This is a genomic window from Pseudomonas sp. NBRC 100443 (assembly GCF_030268185.1).
Taxonomy (GTDB): domain Bacteria; phylum Pseudomonadota; class Gammaproteobacteria; order Pseudomonadales; family Pseudomonadaceae; genus Pseudomonas; species Pseudomonas citronellolis.
The window spans coordinates 172,661-197,141 of record NZ_BSQE01000009.1 but is presented as its reverse complement, the minus strand read 5'-3'; the positions used below and the strand labels follow the sequence as shown (position 1 = coordinate 197,141).

Annotated in this window: 24 protein-coding genes; 5 read left to right on the top strand and 19 right to left on the bottom strand. The window is 68.9% G+C overall.

The window, feature by feature from the left end:
* Positions 1–3: 3 nt before the first annotated feature.
* Positions 4–1,107 (bottom strand): efflux RND transporter periplasmic adaptor subunit, encoded by a 1,104-nt coding sequence (locus QSJ95_RS14270; RefSeq protein WP_009616555.1) that lies wholly within the window; start codon positions 1,105–1,107, stop codon positions 4–6.
* Between the two features lie 97 nt (positions 1,108–1,204).
* On the opposite strand from QSJ95_RS14270, the gene QSJ95_RS14265 reads away from it, so the two are divergent.
* Entirely contained in the window at positions 1,205–1,837 is a 633-nt protein-coding gene (locus QSJ95_RS14265) for a TetR/AcrR family transcriptional regulator (RefSeq protein WP_285643122.1), read from the top strand.
* A 329-nt stretch (positions 1,838–2,166) separates the two neighbouring features.
* On the opposite strand, the gene QSJ95_RS14260 is transcribed toward QSJ95_RS14265, so the two are convergent.
* The 7 genes from QSJ95_RS14260 to ppc all read right to left on the bottom strand — a co-directional run bounded on the left by QSJ95_RS14260 (position 2,167) and on the right by ppc (position 9,356).
* Positions 2,167–2,952, bottom strand: coding sequence for a class I SAM-dependent methyltransferase (locus QSJ95_RS14260; RefSeq protein WP_285643120.1), 786 nt, complete (start codon positions 2,950–2,952; stop codon positions 2,167–2,169).
* Positions 2,953–2,999: 47 nt separating this feature from the next.
* On the bottom strand, positions 3,000–3,827 hold the full coding sequence (locus QSJ95_RS14255; RefSeq protein ID WP_285643118.1) for an isocitrate lyase/PEP mutase family protein: 828 nt from the start codon (positions 3,825–3,827) through the stop codon (positions 3,000–3,002).
* 51 nt (positions 3,828–3,878) lie between these two features.
* Complete coding sequence (locus tag QSJ95_RS14250) at positions 3,879–4,739, bottom strand: DUF72 domain-containing protein (RefSeq protein ID WP_285643257.1); 861 nt, start codon at positions 4,737–4,739, stop codon at positions 3,879–3,881.
* Positions 4,736–5,086 (bottom strand): hypothetical protein, encoded by a 351-nt coding sequence (locus tag QSJ95_RS14245; protein ID WP_009616550.1) that lies wholly within the window; start codon positions 5,084–5,086, stop codon positions 4,736–4,738. Before QSJ95_RS14245 ends, QSJ95_RS14250 begins: the two co-directional genes overlap by 4 nt.
* A 63-nt stretch (positions 5,087–5,149) precedes the next feature.
* The gene (gene tsaB / locus QSJ95_RS14240; protein WP_285643116.1) at positions 5,150–5,824 is read right to left on the bottom strand and encodes a tRNA (adenosine(37)-N6)-threonylcarbamoyltransferase complex dimerization subunit type 1 TsaB; all 675 of its coding nucleotides are present in this window, start codon (positions 5,822–5,824) and stop codon (positions 5,150–5,152) included.
* 87 nt (positions 5,825–5,911) lie between these two features.
* Entirely contained in the window at positions 5,912–6,559 is a 648-nt protein-coding gene (gene adk, locus QSJ95_RS14235; protein WP_285643114.1) for an adenylate kinase, read from the bottom strand.
* Between the two features lie 160 nt (positions 6,560–6,719).
* Complete coding sequence (gene ppc / locus QSJ95_RS14230; RefSeq protein WP_285643112.1) at positions 6,720–9,356, bottom strand: phosphoenolpyruvate carboxylase; 2,637 nt, start codon at positions 9,354–9,356, stop codon at positions 6,720–6,722.
* A gap of 193 nt (positions 9,357–9,549) precedes the next feature.
* On the opposite strand from ppc, the gene QSJ95_RS14225 reads away from it, so the two are divergent.
* The gene (locus QSJ95_RS14225) at positions 9,550–9,897 is read left to right on the top strand and encodes a hypothetical protein (protein WP_009616546.1); all 348 of its coding nucleotides are present in this window, start codon (positions 9,550–9,552) and stop codon (positions 9,895–9,897) included.
* A gap of 116 nt (positions 9,898–10,013) precedes the next feature.
* On the opposite strand, the gene cadR is transcribed toward QSJ95_RS14225, so the two are convergent.
* A complete protein-coding gene (gene cadR / locus QSJ95_RS14220) occupies positions 10,014–10,481 on the bottom strand; it encodes a Cd(II)/Pb(II)-responsive transcriptional regulator (RefSeq protein ID WP_074985207.1) in 468 nt (155 codons plus the stop codon).
* An 85-nt stretch (positions 10,482–10,566) separates the two neighbouring features.
* Between cadR and QSJ95_RS14215 the strand changes: the two genes are divergently transcribed.
* From QSJ95_RS14215 to lptF, 3 genes are all read left to right on the top strand, one after another.
* Positions 10,567–12,831, top strand: coding sequence for a heavy metal translocating P-type ATPase (locus QSJ95_RS14215; protein WP_285643108.1), 2,265 nt, complete (start codon positions 10,567–10,569; stop codon positions 12,829–12,831).
* Between the two features lie 183 nt (positions 12,832–13,014).
* Positions 13,015–13,416, top strand: a complete 402-nt coding sequence (locus QSJ95_RS14210; RefSeq protein WP_043314625.1) for a DUF4398 domain-containing protein — start codon at positions 13,015–13,017, stop codon at positions 13,414–13,416.
* Between the two features lie 44 nt (positions 13,417–13,460).
* Complete coding sequence (gene lptF / locus QSJ95_RS14205) at positions 13,461–14,240, top strand: lipotoxin F family OmpA-related lipoprotein LptF (protein WP_064584122.1); 780 nt, start codon at positions 13,461–13,463, stop codon at positions 14,238–14,240.
* A gap of 288 nt (positions 14,241–14,528) precedes the next feature.
* On the opposite strand, the gene QSJ95_RS14200 is transcribed toward lptF, so the two are convergent.
* The 10 genes from QSJ95_RS14200 to QSJ95_RS14155 all read right to left on the bottom strand — a co-directional run bounded on the left by QSJ95_RS14200 (position 14,529) and on the right by QSJ95_RS14155 (position 24,437).
* Complete coding sequence (locus QSJ95_RS14200) at positions 14,529–15,047, bottom strand: O-acetyl-ADP-ribose deacetylase (RefSeq protein ID WP_009616538.1); 519 nt, start codon at positions 15,045–15,047, stop codon at positions 14,529–14,531.
* A 47-nt stretch (positions 15,048–15,094) separates the two neighbouring features.
* Entirely contained in the window at positions 15,095–15,427 is a 333-nt protein-coding gene (locus QSJ95_RS14195; protein ID WP_009616537.1) for a PA3694 family proteiin, read from the bottom strand.
* A complete protein-coding gene (locus QSJ95_RS14190; RefSeq protein WP_285643104.1) occupies positions 15,424–16,344 on the bottom strand; it encodes an alpha/beta hydrolase in 921 nt (306 codons plus the stop codon). Before QSJ95_RS14190 ends, QSJ95_RS14195 begins: the two co-directional genes overlap by 4 nt.
* Before the next feature lie 147 nt (positions 16,345–16,491).
* Positions 16,492–17,796, bottom strand: a complete 1,305-nt coding sequence (locus tag QSJ95_RS14185; RefSeq protein WP_043271293.1) for a flavohemoglobin expression-modulating QEGLA motif protein — start codon at positions 17,794–17,796, stop codon at positions 16,492–16,494.
* Positions 17,793–18,356: a hypothetical protein gene (locus tag QSJ95_RS14180; protein ID WP_043271295.1), complete on the bottom strand. Its 564-nt coding sequence runs from the start codon at positions 18,354–18,356 to the stop codon at positions 17,793–17,795. Before QSJ95_RS14180 ends, QSJ95_RS14185 begins: the two co-directional genes overlap by 4 nt.
* A gap of 54 nt (positions 18,357–18,410) precedes the next feature.
* Positions 18,411–19,124 carry a TetR/AcrR family transcriptional regulator gene (locus tag QSJ95_RS14175; protein ID WP_267853305.1) on the bottom strand — a complete coding sequence of 238 codons (714 nt, stop codon included), beginning with the start codon at positions 19,122–19,124 and terminating at the stop codon, positions 18,411–18,413.
* Between the two features lie 448 nt (positions 19,125–19,572).
* Positions 19,573–21,078, bottom strand: coding sequence for a lysine--tRNA ligase (gene lysS / locus QSJ95_RS14170; protein ID WP_285643096.1), 1,506 nt, complete (start codon positions 21,076–21,078; stop codon positions 19,573–19,575).
* Between the two features lie 118 nt (positions 21,079–21,196).
* Positions 21,197–22,292 (bottom strand): peptide chain release factor 2 gene (gene prfB / locus QSJ95_RS14165; RefSeq protein ID WP_285643095.1). Its coding sequence is split into 2 segments (ribosomal slippage): positions 21,197–22,219 and positions 22,221–22,292, totalling 1,095 coding nucleotides; the frame shifts between segments, so codons are not numbered across the junction.
* A gap of 78 nt (positions 22,293–22,370) precedes the next feature.
* Positions 22,371–23,393 (bottom strand): response regulator, encoded by a 1,023-nt coding sequence (locus QSJ95_RS14160; protein ID WP_285643094.1) that lies wholly within the window; start codon positions 23,391–23,393, stop codon positions 22,371–22,373.
* A gap of 36 nt (positions 23,394–23,429) precedes the next feature.
* Entirely contained in the window at positions 23,430–24,437 is a 1,008-nt protein-coding gene (locus QSJ95_RS14155; RefSeq protein WP_285643093.1) for a chemotaxis response regulator protein-glutamate methylesterase, read from the bottom strand.
* Between the last annotated feature and the right edge of the window lie 44 nt (positions 24,438–24,481).

Here is a 24,481-nt window from a genome sequence, read left to right as displayed (position 1 = left end):
GCGTCACTCCTTCGCCAGCAGCTTGACCGAACGGTTCTCGCGGTCGACCGGGCGTACCTGCTGGCCTTCGCGCAATACCTGGACGCCCGCGGCGACCACCCAGTCGTCGGGCTGCAGCCCTTCGAGCACCGGCACCCGGTCCTCGGTGTAAGGCCCGATGCGCACCGGCCGGCGGTGCAGGCTGGCATCCTTCGGGTCGACCACCCAGACGAACGGCTGGCCGCCCTCGGCGCTCACCGCCGCCAGCGGCACAGCCAGGGGCACGGCGCCCTCACTGTGGATGTACACCCGGGCGCTCTGGCCCAGTTCGGCCGGCACCTTGGCATCGTCGAAGGCCACCCGCGCGGCGAAGGTGCGCGACTGTGGGTCGGCGGCCGGCGACAGCTCGCGGATATGCCCGCTGAAGCGCTTGTCCGGCTGCGACCACAGCTCGACGCTGACGCCCTCGCCGATGCGGAAGCGCTCGATGGCGTGTTCGGGGAAGCTGATCAGCACTTCGCGGTCACCATCGGCAGCCAGGGTGAAGACCGTCTGCCCGGCGGCCACCACCTGCCCCACTTCGACGCGCCGCGCCGAGATCACCCCGTCCTGCGGCGCGCGCAGCACGGCGTAGTCGGCCTGGTTGCGCGCCACGTCGTACTCGGCGCGCACCTGCTTCATGCGCGCCTCGCCGGCGCGGTAGGTGTTCTCGATGTTGTCGAACTGCGACTGGCTGACCAGCTTGCGCTCCAGCAGCACCTTGTAGCGCTGATATTCCGAACGCACGGTCTGCAGGTTGGCCTCGGCGGCGGCGACCTGGGCGCGGTTGGCCTCCAGCTGCAGGCGCACGTCCTCGGGGTCGAGTTCGGCCAGCGGCTGGTCGCGGCGCACGCGCTCGCCGGTCTCCACCAGTCGCTTGGCCACCTTGCCGCCGATGCGGAACGCCAGCTCCGGCTCGTGGCGGGCGCGCACCTCGCCCGGGTAGGCCTCGGTGACCGAACGCGCCAACTGCGGCTGCACGACCATGGCCGGGCGCAGCGCCGGCTTGGCCGGCTCGCCGTTGCCGCAGGCGGCAAGGGTCAGGGAGAAGGCGAGAGGGACAGCGACGGACAAGGCATGGCGGAACATGATGTATGACCTTTCGCAAAACGCAGTTGAATTCTTATACTCGGCGGTATAGTAAGAATACAAAACCGACCAGTCCAGTATTTGAAGTGTAAATAACATGTCCCAGCCCACTACCCCCACCGGCCCCGGCCGCCCCAAGGACCCGGCCAAGCGCCAGGCGATCCTCGAAGCCGCCAAGGAGCTGTTCGTCCGCAACGGCTACGACGGCAGCAGCATGGAAGCCATCGCCGCCGAGGCCGGGGTTTCCAAGCTCACCGTGTACAGCCATTTCACCGACAAGGAGACGCTGTTCTGCGAGGCGGTGCAGGCCAAGTGCGCCGAGCAGGTGCCGGAGCTGTTCCACGAACCGCCGGCCGACGCGCCCACCCGCGAGCTGCTGCTGAACATCGCGCGCGGCTTCAACCGCCTGATCAACAGCCCCGAGGCCATCGCCCTGAGCCGCCTGATGATCGCCCAGGGCGGGCAGAACCCGGCGCTGTCGCAGATGTTCTTCGACGCCGGCCCGCAGCGCGTGCTGGACCAGATGCAACGGCTGATCGCCCAGGCCCAGCGCAAGGGCGAACTGCGCGAGGGCGACGCACGCAACGCCGCCGAGCATTTTTTGATGCTGGTGCAGGGCTGCCTGCACTTCCGCCTGCTGATCGGCTGCGTCGAGCGGCCGCCGCTGGAGGAGAGCGAAAGGCATGTGCAGGAGGTGGTGGAGTTGTTTTTGCGGGCATATCGGCCTTGAGGCCTATGCCGTGGGCGCTTCTCCTGTAGGAGCGAGCTTGCTCGCGAAGGGGGTTCCCCGGTGGCTACGGTGTCTTGGCTCGGCTCCGCCCCTCTCCCTAACCCTCTCCCTGAAGGGAGAGGGGACCGTTGGGCAGACACGGATGTTCTGGAGTTCGCCGGCAACTCCAGCGGTTCCGGCTGAAACCACTCCTTCTCTCGGCACAGACAAGCCCCCTCTCCCTTCAGGGAGAGGGCTGGGGAGAGGGGACGGACTTCGACCTCGCTCTGGAGCAAGGCCTGACACCATTGTTCGCGACGCCCCCCTCGCTCCTACGAAAAGCCCCCTGCTCAGGGCTTCAGGGACTTCAACGGATAGATGTCATACCGGCTCGACTTCCCTTCCAGGCTGTAGCTCGGCTTGGCGCCCTCGATGATCGGCGCCTTGCGCGGGCGCTTGACCACCACGCGGTGGCTGGCCAGGGCCAGGGCCGCCTGGAGCAGCGCCGGGGCGTCCATGTCGTCGCCCACCAGGGGGCGGAACAGGCGCATTTCCTTTTTCACCAGGGCGCTCTTGTCGCGGTGCGGGAACATGGGGTCGAGGTAGATCACCTGGGGCGCTTCGCCCTGCCAGGCGCCCATCAGGTCGATGGCGTTGCCCTGGTGCAGTTGCATGCGCGCCACTATCGGCGCCACTTCCAGGTCTCGCGCCGCGCGGGCCAGGCCATCTTCCAGCAGGGCGGCGATCAGCGGTTGGCGTTCGATCAGCTGCATCTCGCAGCCCAGGGTGGCGAGGACGAAGGCGTCGCGGCCCAGGCCGGCGGTGGCGTCGAGCACCTGCGGGCGCACGCCCGGCTGCACGCCCACCGCCTTAGCGATCATCTGCCCGCTGCCGCCGCCGAACTGGCGGCGGTGGGCGGCGGCGCCTTCGAGGAAGTCCACGCGCACCGGGCCCGGCGAGTCCGGGCCCAGTTGCAGTAGTTGCAGGCCCTGCTCGCCCAGTTGCAGGGCGAAGTCCGCCGCGCCCTCCTCCGCCAGTTCCAGGCCCAGACGCCGGGCCCATTGTCCGGCGGCTTCGCGGTAGTGGGGCTGCAGGGCCTGGACGATGATGCGGGGAGTGTCTGCGCTGGCGCTCATGCGGGTCGATCCGGTGCAAAAGCGCCGATTCTACCGCAGGCCCCGGCTCAGCGCCGGAACAGCGCATTGAGGCGGGCGAAGGGCATGCCTTCCTGGGTCGCCTCCAGGCGCCCGCCGGCCAGTTCGCTGGCGGCGTGAAAGAAAGCGCCATAGGCCACCCGAGCCAGCGACGAACCCAGGCTGACGCGCTTCACGCCGAGTTCAGCCAGGTCGCTCAGCGACAGTTGCAGGGCCGGCGAGCCGACCAGCACGTTCACCGGCCGCGGCGCCACCGCGCGTACCACCGCGTCGATCTGCTCGCGGGTGGTCAGCCCGGGCGCGTAGAGCACGTCGGCACCGGCCTCGGCGAAGGCCACCAGGCGGCGGATGGTGTCGTCCAGGTCGTCGCGGCCGTGCAGCAGGTTCTCCGCGCGGGCCGCCAGGGTGAAGGGGAATTCCAGCGAGTGCGCGGCCTGCACCGCCGCGCGCACGCGTTCCACCGCCAGTTCGAAGGGATAGATGGGATCGTCCGGGCGGCCAGTGGCGTCCTCGATGGAGCCGCCCACCAGGCCGATGCTGGCGGCCAGGCGGATGGTCGCCACGCAGTCCTCGGGCGCGTCGCCGTAGCCGTTCTCCAGGTCGGCGGCCACCGGCAGCGGCGTTGCTTCGACGATGGCGCGGGCATTGGCCAGGGCTTCCTCGCGGCTCACCTCGCCTTCGGCGTCGCAGCGGCCGAGAGCGAAGGCCAGGCCGGCGCTGGTGGTGGCCAGGGCCTCGAAGCCCAGCCCGGCGAGCATTTTCGCCGAGCCGGCGTCCCAGGGGTTGGGCAGGACGAACAGGCCGTCGCGCCGGTGCAGGGCCTGGAAGGCCAGGCCGCGTTCGTGTTGGGTGGTCATGGGGGCGCTCTCCGTGCGAATGGGAGCTTGCAGGTTAGCGCAACCGCGGCCTCAGAGCAGGCCCAGTTGCTCCACTTCCGGCTGCGGCAGCTGTAGCACCGGCAGGCTCGGCAGGCGCTCGGCCAGCAGGGCGTGGAAGCGCTGTGCCTGTTCGGCGGCGCGGTGGTTGTCCGGGGTGTGGAGGAACACGTGAGGCGTCAGGCCGTCCTCGATCCAGCCGGCCACCTTGTCCACCCAGGGCGTCAGGTAGGCCTGGTTGGCGTCCAGGTCCGGCCCGCCGATGAAGCGCACCTGCGGGCTGTCGCTGAAGGCCGCCGGGCGCACCGGAATCCTCGGTTTCTTCGACTGCGCATGGCGCACCGCCGGGTCGTCGGACTGGCAGGCGAACAGCGCCCGCGAATCCAGGCAGATGCGCTCCACGCCGCGCTCGTGGAGCAGGCGGTTGAGCACCCGCTCCTCCTCGCCCTTTTCGAAGAATGCCGGGTGGCGCACTTCCACGGCGATGCGCCGGGCGCCGAACTCGTCCAGCCAGGCGGCCAGCTCGCCCAGGCGCTGCGGGCCGAAGCCGGCGGAAAGCTGCAGCCACAGCGGGCTCACCCGGGTGCCCAGCGGCGCCAGCAGGTCGAGGAAGTCGCGTGTGGCGCCGAACTGCTCGCGCAAATCACCTTCGTGGCTGATGTCGCGGGGCAGCTTGGCGCAGAAGTGGAAGTCCGCCGGCATGGTCTGCGCCCAGCGCTGCAACGTGTCGGCGCTGGGCCGGGCATAGAAGGTGGTGTTGCCCTCCACCGCGTTGAACACCTGGCTGTAGAAGCCCAGGGTGTCGGCCGGGCGCAGGTCGGCGGGGTAGAAGCTGCCGCGCCAGGCGGGCTCGTTCCACGACGGGCAGCCCAGGTAGTACGGCAGGCCCATCAGGCGTAGAGGTCGATGCCCAGCACTTCCGGGGCGTCGTAGCCGCCCAGCGGCAGGTTGGCGGTGCTGCTGTAGCTGGCCAGGGCCTGGGCGGCGCGGTTGCTGACCGGACGCTGGTAGGCCAGGACGTCGCTGAGGACGATGGGCAGGCTGCCGCTGCCGGCGTTGCCCGGCTCCACGTAGCGCGTCTGCGCCTGCTGCTCCAGGCCCTGGCTGGCGGCCACCGAGGCCGGCTGCTCGCGACGCGCCTCGGCCTCGCGCATGACCTCGCGATAGGGCGTGACCGCGGTGCCGGGGCGGCTGCCGGAGTCGGGCGTGATGGAGTAGCTGGACAGGCCGTCGATGCGCATGTTCAGGGCTCAGCGGATGAGGATTTCACTCTAGCGAGCGTCCAGGGGCTTGGCAATCGCCGGTCAGCCGGCCTTGGGCGTGGCCACGTTGTCGCGCAGGTAGACCGGCTGCGCCTGGTCCGCCGGCACGGCATCGCCGCGTTCCCAGGCGAACAGCGCCAGGTCCAGCAGGTCTCCGGCGTTGGGCAGCAGGCTGGCGTCCTCGGCCTGCACCTTCACCGCCAGGCGCTCGCAGTAGCCCCAGCCGGTGCCGGCGCCGAACCAGTCGCCCTCGGCATCGCGCGGCAGCGCCACCTTTTCCGGCGGCAGCACCGCCTCGGCGCCGGCCAGGCGCATCTCGCCCTGCTCCAGGCGGTAGCAACCCCAGTAGACCTCGTCCATGCGCGCGTCGATGGCGGCCGCCACCTGGCTGGCGCCGTGCTCGCGGTGGGCCCGCTGGGCCAGCACCGCGAGGTCGGAGATCGGCAACACCGGCTTGTCCAGGGCGAAGGCCAGGCCCTGCACCACGCCGATGGCGATGCGCACGCCGGTGAAGGCGCCGGGGCCGCGGCCGAAGGCAATGGCGTCCACCGCGGCCAGGGCGATGCCGGCCTCGTCGAGCAGCTCCTGCACCATCGGCAGCAGGCGCTTGGCATGCAGCCGCGGGATCACCTCGTGGCGGCTGAAACGCCGGCCGTCGTGCAGCAGGGCGACGGAACAGGCTTCGGTGGAGGTGTCCAGGGCCAGCAGGGTGGGCATCGGGGTCTTCCGGCAAGCTGAAAAAGGGCGGGCATTATAAACGCCAAAGGCCCGCAAGCGGGCCTCTGGTGCAGGTCGGGCGGCGACTCAGCTGAGCGCGGCCAGGACCTTGGCGGTAATCTGGTCCACCGAGCCGACGCCTTCGACGCGGCTGTACTTCGGGGTGCCTTCGACGGCGGCCAGCTTCTGGTAGAAGTCGACCAGCGGCTTGGTCTGGGTGTGGTAGACCGACAGGCGGTGGCGCACGGTCTCTTCGCGGTCGTCGTCGCGCTGGATCAGGTCTTCGCCGGTGACGTCGTCCTTGCCGGCGACCTTCGGCGGGTTGTGCTCGACGTGGTACACGCGGCCGGAGGCCGGGTGCACGCGGCGGCCGGCCATGCGGCTGACGATCTCTTCGTCGTCGACGGCGATCTCGATCACGTGGTCGATGCTCACGCCGGCTTCCTTCATGGCCTCGGCCTGGGGAATGGTGCGCGGGAAACCGTCGAACAGGAAGCCGTTGGCGCAATCGGGCTGGGCGATGCGCTCCTTGACCAGGTTGATGATCAGGTCATCCGAAACCAGGCCGCCGGCATCCATCACGCTCTTGGCCTGCAGGCCCAGCTCGGTGCCGGCCTTGACCGCTGCGCGCAGCATGTCCCCGGTGGAGATCTGCGGAATGCTGAACTTCTCGGTGATGAAGCGAGCCTGAGTACCTTTGCCGGCACCGGGCGCCCCGAGCAGAATCACACGCATCGATATGCTCCTTAGTCTTGTTGAAAGCGAAATCCCGGATCTGCCTTATGGGGCCTATCTGAACATGCTTGAAATGGCGCAGGAATACGCCGAAAGGCTGATCAAGATACACAGCGCACCCTGAGCGCACAAGCCACCGGAAAGTCGTGGCCGGGGCCGCTCAACCGGTGTTGCGCAGCCCCGCGGCGATGCCCGCCACCGTCACCAGCAGGGCCTGTTCCAGACCGCCGCAGGCCTCGCCCTCGCAGCGTCTGGAACGGGCCAGCAGCTCCGCCTGGAGCAGGTGCAGCGGGTCCAGGTAGATGTTGCGCACGGCGATGGATTCGCGCGTCTCTGTGGCCTGCGCCAGCAGGCGCTGCTGACCGGTCAGGCCGAGAACCACGCGCAGCGCCTGCGACAATAGGTCGCGTAAATGCGCACCTAATGGTCGCAGTTCCGATTGCACCAGACGTTCGTCGTAGAGTTGGGCGATCTCACCGTCGGCCTTGGCCAGGACCATCTCCAGCATGTCGATGCGCGCGCGGAAGAACGGCCACTGCTCGCGCATGCGCTGCAGCAGGCTGCCCTCGCCGCGGTCGATGGCGTTGAACAACGCGGTCTCCCAGCCCAGCCAAGCCGGCAGCATCAGCCGCGTCTGCGTCCAGGCGAAGATCCACGGGATGGCCCGCAAGCTCTCGATGCCGCCCTGGCGGCGCTTGGCCGGGCGGCTGCCCAGGGGCAGGCGGCCGAGTTCCTGTTCCGGCGTGGCCTCGCGGAAGTAGTCGACGAACTGCGGCGTCTCGCGCACCACCTGGCGGTAGGCGGCCAGGGAATCGGCAGCCAGGCGCTGCATTTCCTCGCGCCAGGCCGGCTCCGGCGCCGGTGGCGGCAGCAGCGTGGCCTCCAATACCGCGGCCAGGTAGAGGTCGAGGTTCTGCCGGGCGATGCCGGGCAGGCCGAACTTGAAGCGGATCATCTCGCCCTGTTCGGTGGTGCGGAAGCGCCCCGCCACCGAGCCCGGCGGCTGCGAGAGGATGGCCGCGTGGGCCGGGCCGCCGCCGCGCCCGACGGTGCCGCCGCGGCCGTGGAACAGCAGCAGCTCGACGCCATGGGCGCGGCAGATGTCCACCAGTGCTTCCTGGGCGCGGTATTGCGCCCAGGCGGCGGCCAGGGTGCCGGCGTCCTTGGCCGAGTCGGAGTAGCCGATCATCACTTCCTGCGGCCCGGCCAGAGCTTCGCGGTAGGCGTCCAGGCCGAGCAGGCGGTCGATGCAGGGGCCGGCGTTGTCCAGGTCGTCGAGGGTTTCGAAGAGTGGCACCACGCGCAGCGGCCGGCGCAACCCGCACTCCTTGAGCAGCAGTTGCACCGCCAGCACGTCGGACGGCTGGCCGGCCATGGAGATGACGTAGGAACCCAGCGAGGCCGCCGGCGCGGCAGCCGCCACGCGGCAGGTGGCCAGGACTTCGTCGGTGTCGGCGCTGGCCTGGTAGTCCGCCGGCAGCAGCGGGCGATGGTTGCCCAGCTCCTCCAGGAGGAATTCCTGGCGCACCGCCTCGTCCCACTCCTGGTAGCGGCCCAGGCCCAGGTACTCGGTGATTTCGCTCAGGGCGGCGGCGTGGCGGCCGGAGTCCTGGCGGATGTCCAGGCGCGTCAGGAACAGGCCGAAGGTGGCGGCGCGGCGCAGGCTGTCGAGCAGCGCGCCGTCGGCGATCACGCCCATGCCGCAGGCGTGCAGCGAGCGGTGGCACAGCTCCAGCGGCGCCAGCAGCTCGCGGTTGTCCTGCAGCACCGCCTCGGGTGCAACCTCGTCTTCGCTCAGCGCGCGCTGGGCCCAGGCCCGCGTGGCGCGCAGGCGTTCGCGCAGTTGCTTGAGCAGGGCGCGGTAGGGTTCGGCCACCTCGCCGGTTTCCGCCAGCAGTTCCTCGCTGGCCTGCTGCATGGAGAGGTCGGCGGCCAGGCTGTCGACGTCGCGCAGGTAGAGGTCGGCGGCCATCCAGCGCGCCAGCAGCAGCACCTCGCGGGTGACGGTGGCGGTGACGTTGGGGTTGCCGTCGCGGTCGCCGCCCATCCAGGAGGCGAAGCGGATGGGCGCGGCCTGCAGCGGCAGGCGCTGGCCGGTGCAGCTTTGCAGGGTCTCGTCGACGTGGCGGAGGAAGTCGGGCACGGCGTGCCAGAGGGAATGCTCGATCACCGCGAAGCCCCACTTGGCCTCGTCCACCGGCGTTGGCCGGGTGCGGCGGATCTCGTCGGTGTGCCAGGCCTCGGCCACCAGCCGGCGCAGGCGCGTGTCCACCTGCTCGCGCTCTTCGGGGAGCAGGTCGGTGTGGTCCTTGGCCGCCAGTTGCGCGGCCATGGCGTCGTATTTCTGGATCAGGGTACGCCGCGCCACTTCGGTGGGGTGCGCAGTGAGCACCAGCTCGATGTCCAGCTGCGCCACCTGGCGCGCCAGCTCCGCCGGCTCCACGCCGGCCTTGCGCAGGCGCCCCAGCAGCTCGCCGAGCACGCGCTGCTCGAAGGGCTGCGGCTCCTTCGGCCCGCGGCGACGGATGCGGTGGTACTGCTCGGCGATGTTGGCCAGGTTGAGGAACTGGTTGAAGGCCCGCGCCACCGGCAGCAGCTCGTCCTCGCCCAGGCCGTCGAGGGCCGCCGCCAGCTGCCGCGCGCCTTCGGCCGAACCGCGCCGCGCCGCCTTGGCGCCCTGGCGGATCAGCTCGACCTTGTCGAGGAAGGCCTGGCCGTACTGGCTGCGGATGGTCTGCCCGAGCAGTTCGCCCAGCAGGTGCACGTCCTCGCGCAGGCGCGCGTCGATATCCGCCATGGGGGTTCTCCGTGTCTGGATTCTCTTACAGTGCCGCCTGGCGACACTCACTGACAAGCGTGCGACGAACGCCCGCGATCCTGCTCCGACAGCGTCTAGGCTAGATGTGATCCCGAAGGATTCGGGAAATTCTTCCCGGCGGCTCCAAAAGGGCCGTCTCCCCGCCGGCCACGAGCCGGCCCATGAGGTGAACATGAAGATCCGCGATCTGGTACGCCATTGGGAACAGAACGCCAGGGGGCGCATGACCAGCCACAGCTACAGCATCCCGCTGGACGTGGAAACCGCCGCGCGCCTGGCCGCGCTGCACGACATGTACCCCAAGCGCAGCGTCGAGGAACTGCTCGGCGAGCTGGTCGGCTCGGCCCTGGAAGAACTGGAGGCGAGCTTCCCCTACGTGAAGGGGCAGAAGGTGGTGGCGCTGGACGAACAGGGCGACCCGCTCTACGAGGACGTCGGCCCTACCCCGCGCTTCCTGCAGCTGTCGCGCAAGTACCTGCATGAGCTGACGGGGCACAAGGAAGAGCCGAGCCATTCCTGACTGCTGTAGGAGCGGGCCCTGCCCGCGATTTCGCGCGCAGGGCGCGCTCCTACAGGGGTATGACGTGGCTGTCGCGAACGGAGCCCTACGGCGAGCAGAGCATCTGCCGCGTTCTCTCAATGCCGGCCATGCACCCCGGGCACGTGCAGGTGCCCGGCCTCGGCGCAGGCTTCCGGCACCGCCGAGGGTTCGGCGGGTAGCTGCAGTTCGCGGAGGATGCCGCAGTCCTCGCTGTTGCCGCTGCCGCTGCAGCGGGCGCGCAGGTCCTGCAGTTGCTGGCGCAGCGACTGCAGTTCGGCGATACGCACTTCCACGTGGTGCAGGTGCTCGTCGATCAGCCGGTTGGCGGTGCCGCAGTCGGACTCGGGGCGGTCGCGCAGGCCGAGGAGGATGCGGATTTCCTCCTGGGTCATGTCCAGCGAGCGGCAGTGGCGGATGAACGACAGCCGCTCGACGTGGGCGTTGTCGTATTGCCGGTAGTTGCCGCCGGTGCGCGCCGGCTCCGGCAGCAGGCCCTCGCGCTCGTAGTAGCGGATGGTCTCCACCGGGCAGCCGGTCAGTTTCGCCAGTTCACCGATCTTCATCGCCCTTCCCTCCCGGAACCGCTTGACTCTGTAGTTGCTACAGGGTGTGCAATCGCAAGCATACCGTCAAATGGGAAACGACCTGATGACCGACGCCAACAGCCGCCAGCCTGGATGCGGGCCCTGCTGCCACGACCACGCCCCCGCCGCCGTGCATCGCCATGAACACGAGCATGGGCATGACCACCACCACGAGCGCCCGCGCCACGCCGAACCGGCGCTGGGCGCCGCCGCGGCCGCCGCCACCGGTGAGCTGCGCTGGAGCAGCCTGCGCATCGAGGCCATGGACTGCCCCACCGAGGAGCGCCTGCTGCGCGACGCCCTGGGCAAGCTGCCGGCGGTGGAGCAGTTGGAGTTCAACCTGATGCAGCGCCTGCTCAAGGTGCAGCACCGCTTCGACAGCCTGGAGCCGCTGCAGAAGCTGGTCGCCTCCCTGGGCATGGAGGCCGAGGCCGTGGAGGATGGCCAGCCACTCACCAGCGCCCCAGGCAAGCACAAGCCCTGGTGGCCGCTGGCCCTGGCCGGGGTGCTGGCGCTGGCCGCGGAAGTCTGCGAGTGGTTCGCCCTCGGCCCGCAGTGGCTGGTGGCAGCCCTGGCGCTGGCGGCCATCCTCGGCGCCGGCCTGCCGACCTACCGCAAGGGCTGGATCGCCCTGAAGAACCGCGACCTGAACATCAACGCGCTGATGAGCATCGCCGTGACCGGCGCCATGCTCATCGGCCAGTGGCCGGAAGCGGCCATGGTCGCGGTGCTGTTCGCCATCGCCGAGCTGATCGAGGCGCGCTCCCTGGAACGCGCGCGCAGCGCCATCCGCGGCCTGCTGCAACTGGCCCCGGAACAAGCCACGGTGCTGCGCGACGGGCAGTGGCGGGACGTGCCGGCCAAGTCGGTGGCCGTGGGCGAGCGCGTGCGTGTGCGCCCCGGAGAACGCATCGCCCTCGACGGCGAGGTGGTCGAGGGCCGCTCCAGCGTCAACCAGGCGCCCATCACCGGCGAGAGCCTGCCGGTGGAGAAACAGGCCGGCGAAGCCCTGTTCGCCGGCAGCATCAATGGCGAGGGCGCGCTGGAATATGCGGTGAGCCGCGGCGCCGACGACAGCACCCTGGCGCGGATCATCCACGCCGTGGAGCAAGCCCAGGGCTCGCGGGCGCCGACGCAGCGCTTCGTCGACCAGTTCGCACGCATCTACACGCCAGTCGTGATCCTCATCGCCATCGCCACCGCGCTGATCCCGCCGCTGGCCTTCGGCGGCGCCTGGCTCGACTGGGTGTACCGCGCCCTGGTGCTGCTGGTGATCGCCTGCCCCTGCGCGCTGGTGATCTCCACTCCTGTGACCATCGTCAGCGGCCTGTCGGCGGCGGCGCGCGCCGGCATCCTGATCAAGGGCGGGGTGTTCCTCGAACTGGGCCGCCAGCTGCAATGGCTGGCCCTGGACAAGACCGGCACCCTCACCGAAGGCCGCCCGAGGCAGACCGACTTCCACGGCCTGCGCGGCGACGAGGCGCGCGCCCGGCTGCTGGCCGCGAGCCTGGCGGCACGTTCCGACCACCCGGTGTCCCAGGCCGTGGCCCGCGCCGCCGAAGCCGACGGCCTGGCGCTGTACGGCGTCGACGCGCTGGAGGCCATCCCTGGCCGCGGCGTGAAGGGCGTGGTCGACGGCCGCCTGCACCACCTGGGCAACCATCGCCTGGTGGAGGAACTGGGGCTGTGCTCGGCGGCGCTGGAAGCACGCCTCGACGCCCTGGAGCAACAGGGCAAGACCGTCATCGTCCTGCTCGACGACGAAGGCCCGCTGGCCCTGTTCGCCGTGGCCGACGCGGTCAAGCAGACCAGCCGCGAAGCCCTCGCCGAGCTGCACGGCCTGGGTGTGAAAACGCTGATGCTGACCGGCGACAACCCGCACACCGCTGCCGCCATCGCCGCCCAGGTGGGCATCGACCAGGCCCGCGGCAACCTGCTGCCCGAGGACAAGCTGCGCGAGGTCGAACAGCACCAGGCCGGTGGCGCGCGAGTGGGCATGGTCGGCGACGGCATCAACGACGCTCCGGCCCTGGCCCGCGCCGACATCGGCTTCGCCATGGGCGCGGCGGGCACCGACACGGCCATCGAGACCGCCGGCGTGGCGCTGATGGACGACGACCTGCGCAAGCTGCCGCAGTTCATCCGCCTGTCGCGCCGCACCCACGCCGTGCTGGTGCAGAACATCAGCCTGGCGCTGGGCATCAAGGCTGTATTCCTGGCCCTCACCCTGGCCGGCATGGGCACACTGTGGATGGCGGTGTTCGCCGACATGGGCGCCAGCCTGCTGGTGGTGTTCAACGGCCTGCGCCTGCTCCGCCTGCGCTTCTGAAAGCCGCGCCGCAGACATGGCCGCCCCGCCGGGCGGCCATTTTTTTTGAACCCTCGGACAAGTCCTCAAGTCCCCAGTAGTACCTGGCCATCACGGGACAACGCCGCAGCGCAGGGCTGCGAACGGCCGGGCCGGGCACCGCCCGTTGAGAATCCGCGTTCCCCAGACGAGAGGACTCGAACAATGGAACTGAAAACACACCAACCCCGCCTCGCCTTCCTGCGCACGGGCCTGCTGGCCGGCCTCGGCGCCCTGGCCCTGGCCGGCTGCGCCGGCAACCCGCCGAGCGAACAGATGGCGGTCACCGAATCGGCGGTGAACGCCGCGGTCAGCGCCGGCGGCCCGCAGTACGCGCCGCTAGAGATGAAGACCGCCCAGGACAAGCTCGCCCAGGCGCGCATCGCCCTCAACGACAAGGAATACGAGCAGGCCAGGCGCCTGGCCCAGCAGGCCGAATGGGACGCCCGCGTGGCCGAGCGCAAGTCGCAGGCGGTCAAGGCGCAGAACGCCGTCAAGGACGCCCAGCAGGGCGTGATGGAAATCCGCGAGGAAGGGCTGCAGAAGCTCCAGCAGCCACAGCAGTAGGCGCCCTTCCCCATTCCCCCTCCGGATCATTAAGGACGACAGCCATGCGTAAACTCATCGCCCTCCCCGCCCTCTCCAGCCTGGCGCTGCTGCTGGCCGCCTGCGCCCACGAGCCCAACGCCAACCTGGAGAAGGCCCGCAGCGACTATTCCGCCCTGCAGGCGCAACCCCAGGCCACCCAGCTCGCGGCCCTGGAAACCAAGGACGCCGGCGACTGGCTGGCCAAGGCCGACAAGGCCTACCGCGACGGCGAGAAGCAGCAGGACGTGGACCAGTTGGCCTACCTGACGCAGCAGCGCATCAACCTGGCCAACCAGACCATCGCCCTGAAGAGCGCCGAAGGGCAGCTGCAGAACGCCTCGGCGCAGCGCACCCAGGCCCGCCTGGACGTGCGCACCCAGCAGCTCAAGGAGCTGCAGGCGAAGCAGACCCAGCGCGGCACCCTGGTGACCTTCGGCGACGTGCTCTTCGACCTCGACCGCGCCGACCTCAAGCCCGAGGCCAGCCACAACATCCAGCAACTGGCCAGCTACCTGCAGCAGAACCCCGAGCGCAAGGTGCTGGTCGAGGGCTACACCGACAGCAGCGGCTCGGCCGGCTACAACCAGGGCCTGTCCGAACGCCGCGCCGACTCGGTGCGCATGGCCCTGCTGGCCCAGGGCGTGGACCCGGCGCGGGTGACCACCCGCGGCTACGGCAAGGACTACCCGGTGGCGAGCAACGCCACATCCTCCGGCCGCGCGCAGAACCGCCGGGTGGAAGTGACCATCTCCAACGACGCCAAGCCGGTGGTGCCGCGGTCGTCGGTGGGTAGCGATTACTGACGCGGCTATCCATGTAGGAGCAGACCTTGTCCGCGATAGCCGGAACCACCGGCGCGCTTCGCGGATGAGATCCTACGGTTCCAGGACGCACGGGTTTTCGTAGGATGGCGTTGAGCGAAGCGATACCCATCACCACGGCAGCATGGGTATCGCAAGCTCAACCCATCCTACGAAGAGCGCCTCGGCGCAAGACAGTTGCTCCTACGCCGCCCCACCCGCACCCTTCCCATGTAGGACGATTTCGCGGGCAGGGCCCGCTTACGAAGAGCACCTCGGCGCAGTCGGCGCCTAGGCGCCACCCCGCAACAGGCGCCGGTAGAGTTCGGCCATGTCTTCGGCGAAAGGCACCAGCAACAGGCGTTGCAGGCTGCTGCCGGCGGGGCGCTGGCGGCGCAGTTCGGCGACGGCGATGCTGGCCGCCGCTTCCAGGGGATAGCCGTAGATGCCGCAACTGATCGCCGGGAAGGCGATGCCCTCCAGCTCATGCTCCTCCGCCAGCGCCAGGCTGTTGCGGTAGCAGGCGGCGAGCAGGTCCGGCTCGCCGTGGCCGCCGCCGCGCCAGACCGGGCCTACCGTGTGGATGACGTGGGCGGCGGGCAGGCGGAAGCCAGGGGTGATCCTGGCCTCGCCGGTCCTGCAGCCGCCCAGGTTGCGGCAGTGGTTCGCCAGTTCCGGGCCGGCGGCGCGGTGGATGGCGCCGTCCACGCCCCCGCCGCCGAGCAGCGAGCTGTTGGCGGCGTTGACGATGGCGTCGATGCGCAGGGTGGTGATGTCGCCCTGCCAGACGTGGATTTCGGGGTTGCTCATGGTCGCGCCCTCCAGGTTGCTCCCAGACTGGCCCCCGAAGCATGCCGTCAGCGGACTTCCTGCGGGGTTTCCTCGCCGGCGCAGCGCACGGCGTGCTTCTTGTTGTCCACCAGCACGCCGGAGAGGCCTTTCTGGGTGGTGTCGAACAGCACCAGCACGCCGTCGATGCATTGCGCGATCTGGTTGGCCGGCTCCAGCGAGAGTTTCACGTCCTGCCCGGGAATGCTCTTGAGCATGGTGAACTCGGCCAGCAGCAGGGCGTCCTGCTCCTTGGCGAAGTGCAGGTAGCCGTAGTACCAGAGCGTGCCCACGCTGACGATGATGCTGCCGATGGCGGTGAGGATGTACGGGATCATGTTGCGGTCGGTGCTGGTGGTCATGGCTTGCCCTGGGACTGGCTGGCCGGCTCGGCCGGCGGATCGGTGTTGGGGACTTCGGCCAGGCGGCGCAGGCCGCTGAAGTGCTGCGGGTCGTCGAGGAAGCGCAGCATCACTTCGCGCCAGGTCGGTTCGCCGAAGGTTTCCACGTGCCCGCCACGGGTCAGCTGGAAGACTTTCGGCGGCCGCGCCGCCTTGTACAGGCTCAGGCCGTTGTCCAGGGGCACGATGGTATCGTCGATGCTGTGAAAGAACAGCACGGGTGCGCCAGAAAGTCGCGGCATGGCGCGTATCGCGCTGTCGCCATCGGGCACCGCCCAGGACAGCGGAATCTGCAGCGGCCAGGTCAGCCAGGCGGTGCCCAGGGTGTAGCGTGCCACTTCGCGGTAGCTGGCGGGCACGCCGTCGAGCACCACGGCCTTGAGCTGCTTCACCCGCTCGGGATGCTGCGCCAGGTAGTGCACGCCCATGGCGCCGCCCAGGCTCTGGCCGAGCAGGATCAGCGGCTTGCCCTGGGCTTCCGGGGCCTTGTCCAGCCAGGCGAAGGCGGCGTCCATGTCCTGGTACACCGCCGGCAGGCTGGGCTCGCCCTGGGAATGGCCGTAGCCGCGGTAGTCGAGCATCAGCACCTGGTAGCCCTGTTCCGGCAGCCAGAAGGTGGCGCCCAGGTGCCAGGCCATGTTACCGCCGTTGCCGTGCAGGTGCAGCACCGTGCCCTTGACCGGCACCCCGGGCTTGGCCGGCAGCCACCAGCCGGCGAGCTTGACGCCGTCGGCGGTGGTGAGGGTGACGTCGCGGTAATCCAGCTTGGCCCGCGCCGGGGTGATGGCCACGTCGGGGCTGGGGTAGAACAGCAGCGAGCTGCAGCCGCCGAGCAGAAGCAACAGGGACAGCGCGGCGGCCTTGAAGCGGTGGGTCATGGTCGGGTCATCCTTGGGGCCGGGGATCGCTCCCACACTGGCGGCACAGAAGCGCTTTCGTAGGATGGGACGAGCGGAGCGATTCCCATCGATGGGTATCGCTTCGCTCAACGCCATCCTACGGAGCCTGAACGGGTTGGCATGGCGTCAGAGGATATTCGCGTAGTCCGCCTCGATGCGGTCCAGGCTCAGGTGGTTGAGGAAGTTGGAGAAGCACATCCAGGCCGACAGCGCGTTGAGGTCGCGGAACTGCGGCGGCAGGTACTTCGGCGGCACCACCAGGCCCTCGTCCACCAGTTGGCGGAGGGTGCGCATGTCTTCCAGGGTGGCCTTGCCGCAGAACAGCAGCGGGATCTGCTCCAGCTTGCCCTTGCGCACGGCGAGCTGGATGTAGTTGTAGATGAGGATGAAGCCCTTGAGGTACGACAGGTCCTTGGTGAACGGCAGCCCGCCGGGCGTGGAGCCGCGGAACACCCGGCTGGCGTTCTGGTAGCTGCTTTCCTGGCTGTAGCCCTGCTCGCGGTAGAAGTGGAACACCTCGAGGAAGTCCGCGCCCTCCTCCGCCATGTGAATGGCGCGGGTGCGGTTGGTCAGCTTGCGCAGGCGCGTAGGGTAGGAGGCGAAGGCGATCACCTCCATGAGGATGGCCAGGCCTTCCTGGGTCACGGTGGAGGACGGCGGGCCCTTGGCCAGGAAGGTGCAGATCGGCTGGTTCTGCCCGTTCAGGGTGGTGCCCACGTGCACCAGGCCCTCGTGGACTTCCAGGGCGCGCACGTCGCGCTCGTTGAACATGGCGTCGGCGCGCACCTTGATGTAGTCGGCGCCGGCCGCGGCGTCGGCGACTATGCCGTCGGACTCGAACACGCGGATGGTGTCCTCGGCCTCGCCGAAGGTCTTGTTCAGGCGCTCCTGCAGCATGGCCACCGCTTCCTTGGCGGTGAGCGTCTTGGGTTCGTCCTTGAGGTCGCCGCGGTCGGCGATGTTGTTCAGGTAGTCCGAGAGCATCAGGCCGAGGTCGGCCAGGGTCGGGTCACCGGCGTGGAAGGCGTCGGAGGCCGAGCCGTAGAGTTCCTGGGAGATCAGCCCGAAGTCCTGGGTGCCGCGCGCCTCCAGCATGCGGATGACCATGCGGTACTCGCGGCACATGCGCCGCATGATCTGCCCCACCGGGTTGAACTGGCCGAGCTGGCGGGTGATGTCGCGCTCCAGGTTCTGGAATTCCTGCTTCTTGGCGTTGCCGTCGAAGGCCAGCGGGCGGCCGTCGTAGTAGCCACGGTCGACCTTGGGCGCGTGCTTGCCGCGGCCCTTGAGGAAGTCCGCGCGCACGCTGTCGTCCCACTTGATGGCATCGAGCACGCGGATCGGCGTCTGCGCCTCCACCAGGCGGTCGGACAGGCCGCGGATGATCTGCTGGTACTCGCTGGGCGTGCTTTTCTTGCGCCGCGGGTTCATGGGCGTTCTCCCGGAGTCACTCGCTGGAAGCGTAGCGCTTCGTTGAAGACTTCGGCGTTGGCGGGCTCGTCCAGGTAGGCCAGGACGTCGCCCAGGGGGCTGGCCACCAGGGCGCCGGCGCCCTGCTCGCTGTCCACCTTCTGGCCCTGCAGGGTGCCCTTGGCCATGGCCTGGAGGATTTGCTCGACGTCCAGCGAGTAGACCACCAGCTCGTCCTTGTCGGTGATCTCGAAGCCGGCCAGCACGTAGTTGCCGCCCTGGCTCTTGGGCAGTTCGGCGGACAGGTACCAGCGCTGGCCGTGGTGGACCACGGTGAAGGGCAGGTCCTCGGCGCTGTCGGTGTTGCCGCTGTCGTCGTAGTAGCTGAAGGCGCGGTACAGGCCCTCGCCGGTGCGGCTGATCTCGAGGAACTGTTCCTCGCCGTATTCGTCGATCCGCGACCACTGGCCGAGCAACTGCTTGGGCGCGGCCTCCTTCGCCGGGATCGGCTCCTTGAAGGTCACCAGGCAGCCGCCGAGCAGGAAGATGCTCAACAGCAGCAAGGCGCGCCAGGCTTTCATCGAAGTCTCCTCAGGGGCCGCGGGCGGCACGCCATATGGGGTCGTCGGCGGGCTTCAGAGGCCCAGCACCAGGTACAGGTAGCGGGTCAGGATGGCGCGCATTTCCACGGTGTCCAGGTGCTCCACGCCATCCAGCAGGCCCTGATACTCCATCTGCAGGATGATGGCCGTCAACACCTTGGCGTCCTGTTCCGGCTGCTGCGAGCCGAGCACCTCGAAGAAGTGCACCACGCCCAGGGAGAGGATGCGCCTGTGGCTCTGCGCCAGCTGTTCCAGGCGCGGGTTGAGCAACGCCTCCTGGCGGAACGCCTGCTCGGCCAGCAGGTGCTCGCGGCGCTCGGTGAGTTGCACGCGCACGTACTGGATGGCCAGCTCGGCGATGCGGTCGGCCAGCTCGCGGCGCGCCTCGGGGCTGCCGGTGAGGCCGGCGGCCAGGGCCTGCAGGTCGCCCTCGACGCTGGCCCAGAAGGCCGACAGGGCTTCGGCGCTGCGTTCGACGAAGAGCGCGAAGGTGTCGGTGATGAGGTCGTCGATGTCCTTGAAGTAGTAGGTGGTGGCCGACAAGGGCACGTCCGCCTCGGCCGCCACCGCCCGATGCCGCACGGCCCGCACGCCCTCGCGGACGATGATGCGCATGGCCGCGTCGAGGATCGCCTGGCGGCGCTGCTCGCTGCCCTGGCGGGCGGCCTTGCGGCCCTGGTACTGGACACTCTCGGCCACCGCACTGGCGGCCTGGGCGGCGCTGTCTCTGGAAACTGCTCGGGGCACGGTCTTTCCTCCGCTCGCGGGCGATGGCGCATTGTTCGGGCTTTTGCTTGGGGAATCAATCGGTGGCCCGCTGGCGGATGGAAGGGCGGGCTTTGTAGGAGCGCTCGCGAATGCGTTACCCGGCAACTCCATTGTTGCGCCAACCTCCGTTCCCTCTCCCTAACCCTCTCCCTGAAGGGAGAGGGGACCGTTCGGTGTGCTTGGATGTTTTGGAGTCAGCCGGCAACACGGAGGGTTTCCAGCTGAAACCATTCCTTCTCTCGCCACGGACAAGCCCCCTCTCCCTTCAGGGCGGGGCGCGCAGCCGAGGGCTGGGGAGAGGGCGCTCCCAAACCCAGCGCCCAAATCCCCGGCAAGCACTGTTCGCGAGCAAGCTCGCTCCTACGAAGAGCCTTGCCCTCAGGCACGAAAAAGCCGCCCTAAGGCGGCTTTTCCACAGCTCCTGCGCTTACGCCTGCGGGCGCATGTGCGGGAACAGGATCACGTCGCGGATCGACGGCGAGTCGGTCAGCAGCATCACCAGGCGGTCGATGCCGATGCCTTCGCCGGCGGTGGGCGGCATGCCGTATTCCAGGGCGTTGATGAAGTCGGCGTCGTAGTGCATCGCCTCGTCGTCGCCGGCGTCCTTCTCCTTGACCTGCAGCATGAAACGCTCGGCCTGGTCTTCGGCGTCGTTCAGCTCGGAGTAGGCGTTGGCGATCTCGCGGCCGCCGATGAACAGCTCGAAGCGGTCGGTGACGCTCGGGTCCCGGTCGTTGCGGCGGGCCAGCGGGGAGACTTCGAAGGGGTACTGGGTGATGAAGTGCGGCTGTTCCAGCTTGTGCTCCACCAGCTCCTCGAAAATCATCACCTGCAGCTTGCCCAGGCCTTCGTGGCCGAGGACCTTGGCGCCGGCCTTCTTGGCGATCTCGCGGGCCTTGTCGACATCCTGCAGGTCGGCCGCGGTGATGTCCGGGTTGTACTTGAGGATGGCGTCGAACACCGACAGGCGGGCGAACGGCTCGCCGAAGTGGAAGACCTTGTCGCCGTAGGGCACGTCGGTGGTGCCGAGCACCGCCTGGGCCAGCTCGCGGAACAGTTCCTCGGTCAGGTCCATGTTGTCTTCGTAGTCGGCGTAGGCCTGGTAGAACTCGAGCATGGTGAACTCGGGGTTGTGCCGGGTCGAGACGCCTTCGTTGCGGAAGTTGCGGTTGATCTCGAAGACCTTCTCGAAACCGCCGACCACCAGGCGCTTGAGGTACAGCTCCGGAGCGATGCGCAGGAACATGGCCATGTCCAGCGCATTGTGGTGGGTGGCGAAGGGCTTGGCCGCGGCGCCACCGGGGATGGTCTGCAGCATCGGGGTTTCCACTTCGAGGAAACCGCGCTCGGACAGGAAGCGGCGGATGTGGGCGATCACCTGGGAACGCACGCGGAAGGTGTGGCGGGTTTCCTCGTTGACGATCAGGTCGACGTAGCGCTGGCGGTAGCGCTGCTCGGTGTCGGTCAGGCCGTGGTGCTTGTCCGGCAGCGGGCGCAGCGACTTGGTCAGCAGGCGCACGCTGCTCATGTCGACGTACAGGTCGCCCTTGCCGGAGCGGGCCAGGGTGCCTTCGGCGCCGATGATGTCGCCCAGGTCCCAGGTCTTGATCTCGGCCAGGGTCTCTTCGGGCAGGGTCTTGCGGTTGACGTAGACCTGCAGGCGGTCGCTGCTGTCCTGCAGGACGATGAAGGCGCCACGGTTGAGCATGATGCGACCGGCGACCTTGACCGGGATGGCTGCGGCTTCCAGCTCTTCCTTGGTCTTGTCGGCGTACTGCTTCTGCAGGTCCGCGAAGTAGGCGTCGCGGCGGAAGTCGTTGGGGAAGGCGATGGCCCTGGCCTCGCGCACGGCGGCAAGCTTTTCCTTGCGCTGGGCGATCAGCTTGTTTTCTTCCTGTTGCAGCTCGTGCTGGTCGAGTTGTTGGTCGCTCATGGTCGTTCTATCTGCCTGGCGTCGATTCATTCAATTAGGGATAACAACTGTAGGAGCGAGCTTGCTCGCGAAGCTCTTCAGCGGGTTCGCGAGCAAGCTCGCTCCTACGGGGTGCGGTCTACAGGCCCTGTTTAAGGCTGGCTTCCAGGTATTCGTTGAGGTCGCCGTCGAGCACCTTGTCGCAATCGCTGCGTTCCACGCCGGTACGCAGGTCCTTGATGCGCGACTGGTCGAGCACGTAGGAACGGATCTGGTGGCCCCAGCCGATATCGGACTTGGTGTCTTCCAGAGCCTGCGAGGCGGCGGTGCGCTTCTGCATCTCCTGCTCGTACAACTTGGCCCGCAGCATTTTCATGGCGGTGTCCTTGTTGGCGTGCTGGGAGCGTTCGTTCTGGCACGCCACCACGGTGTTGGTCGGCACGTGGGTGATACGCACCGCGGAGTCGGTGGTGTTCACGTGCTGGCCGCCGGCGCCGGAGGAGCGGTAGGTGTCGATGCGCAGGTCCGCCGGGTTGATCTCGATCTCGATGTTGTCGTCGATCTCGGGCGAGACGAACACCGCGGTGAACGAGGTGTGGCGGCGGTTGCCGGAATCGAACGGGCTCTTGCGCACCAGGCGGTGCACGCCGATCTCGGTGCGCAGCCAGCCGAAGGCGTACTCGCCCTTGATGTGCACGGTGGCGCCCTTGATGCCGGCGACCTCGCCCTCGGACAGCTCGACGATCTCGGCGTCGAAGCCGTTCTTGTCGGCCCAGCGCAGGTACATGCGCAGCAGCATGTTGGCCCAGTCCTGGGCCTCGGTGCCGCCGGAGCCGGCCTGGATGTCCAGGTAGGCGTTGTTCGGGTCCATCTCGCCGCTGAACATGCGGCGGAATTCCAGCTTCTCGAGGATTTCGCGCAGGCGCTGGACTTCCGCTTCGACGTCGCCGACGGCGCCTTCGTCATTCTCCTCGACCGCCATGTCGAGCAGGTCGCGGGAGTCGGCCAGGCCGCCGGTCAGCTCGTCGAGGGTCTCGACGATCTGCGCCAGGGTGGCGCGCTCGCGGCCCAGGTTCTGGGCGTATTCGGGCTTGTTCCAGACCGCCGGGTCTTCCAGTTCGCGGTTTACTTCGATCAGACGATCATGTTTCAGATCGTAGTCAAAGATACCCCCGAATGGACTGGGTGCGGTCGGAGAGGTCCTTGATGCTGTTGAGGATCGGTTGGATTTCCATGGCGGTCAGCACTCACGGGTAATGGCGTGGAAAAACCCGGAAGTATACCCGAGAAAGCCGCCCGTGGGCGGCTGTGCGTCAGCCGGTTGCGCCGCCGTCCACCCCCACCTGGTTGCGCCCGCCGTGCTTGGCGTTGTAGAGCGCGCGGTCGGCATGCTCGATCAGCTTCAGGCAGCTTTCGCCCTGCCCCGGGGTGAGGGTCGCCACGCCGACGCTGACCGTCAGCACCGCGCCGGAATCCGGCTGCTCGTGGGCGATGCCCAGGGCCTGCACGGTCAGCCGCAGCTTTTCCGCCAGCAGCCGCGCGCCGCCCGGCGAGGTGCCCGGGAGGATGATGGCGAACTCCTCGCCGCCGTAGCGCGCCGGCAGGTCGGAGGAACGCGCGCAGCTTTCGCGGATGGTCCCGGCGACGCGGCGCAGCGCCTCGTCGCCGGCGACGTGGCCGAAGGTGTCGTTGTAGGCCTTGAAGTGGTCGACGTCGATCAGCAGCAGCGACAGCTGGCTCTGCTCGCGCAGGGCGCGGCGCCATTCCATCTCCAGGTACTCGTCGAAGTGGCGGCGGTTGGACAGCCCGGTGAGGCCGTCGGAGTTCATCAGCCGCTGCAGCACCAGATTGGTCTCCAGCAGCTTCTGCTGGCTCTCGCGCAGGGCGCGGTAGGCCTCGTCGCGCTGCTGCAGGGCGAGGTAGGAGCGCGAGTGGTAGCGCACCCGCGCCACCAGCTCGATGGCGTCGGGCAGCTTGACCAGGTAGTCGTTGGCCCCGGCGGCGAAGGCGGCGCTCTTGACCTGCGGCTCCTCCTTGGTCGACAGGACGATGATCGGGATGTCGCGCGTCTGCGGGTGGCGGCGGTACTGGCGCACCAGCTCCAGGCCGTCCGTGTCGGGCATCACCAGGTCCTGCAGGATCACCGTCGGGCGGATCTGCAGGGCCTGCTCGATGGCCTGGGTGGCGTCGGAGCAGAAGTGGAAGTCGATGCCGCCGTCCTCGGCCAGGGCGCGGCGCACGGCCTCGCCGATCATGGCCTGGTCGTCGACCAGCAGGACCATGACCGCGGTGTCGTCCGGAGTGATCAAGGGGTTCTCGCTATGCTTGGGGTTCATCGTCGTCGTGGCGCCGCTGGCGCTGCCTCCGGAATGTCAGCCGTACAGTTCGCCCAGGCGCCGGGCGATGTCGCCCAGGCCGCGGATTTCGGTGGCGGCGCCGATCGCCGCGGCGGCCTTGGGCATGCCGTACACGGCGCTGCTGGCCTGGTCCTGGGCCAGCGTCAGGAAGCCGCGTTCGCGCATGTGCTTCAGGCCCTGGGCGCCGTCGCGGCCCATGCCGGTGAGCAGCACGCCGGTGGCCTGGCCCACCCAGTTGTCGGCCACGCTGTCGAAGAACACGTCGATCGAGGGCCGGTAGATGTGCCCGCAGGGTTCGGCGGTGTAGGCCAGCTCGCCGTTGCGTTGCAGGCGGATGTGGTCGTTGGTGCCGGCCAGCAGCACGCAGCCGGGCTGCGGCACTTCGCCGTTGCGCGCCAGGCGCACCGGGATGCGCGCCTGGCTGGCCAGCCATTCGGCCATGCCGGCGGCGAACACTTCGTCCACGTGCTGCACCACCACCATGGCCGCGGAAAAGCTCGCCGGCAGCAGGCCCAGCAACTCGGCCAGGGCCGCCGGGCCACCGGCCGAGGCGCCCACGGCCACAAGGCGGCGGGCCTTGGCCGGGTTTTCGCGCACGGCGACCTCGCTGCGCGGCCGGCTGTTGCCCGGGGCCGACAGCCAGGCCAGGTTCTGCAGCTTGCGCAGCAGCGGGCGGGCCGCCTCCAGGGAATCGCCGACGCCCAGCGCCGGGGTGTTCACCGCGTCCACCGCGCCGCAGCCCATGGCCTCGAACACCCGCGAGAGGTTCTGCTCCAGGTCCACGGTGACCACGATGATGGCGCAGGGCGAGGCGGACATGATCCGCCGCGTGGCCTCCACACCGTCCATCACCGGCATCAGCAGGTCCATCAGCACCACGTCGGGGGTCTGCGCGGCGCACATTTCCACTGCCTCGGCGCCGTTATTGGCGACCCAGAGCACGCGGTGCGTAGGTTCGAAGGCCAAGGCCCGGCGCAACGCTTCCACGGCCAGCGGCATGTCGTTGACGATGCCAATCCTCATCTTAGGGTCGGCTCCCGTTTCGGCGCGAGCCGCGTTGCCGCGCA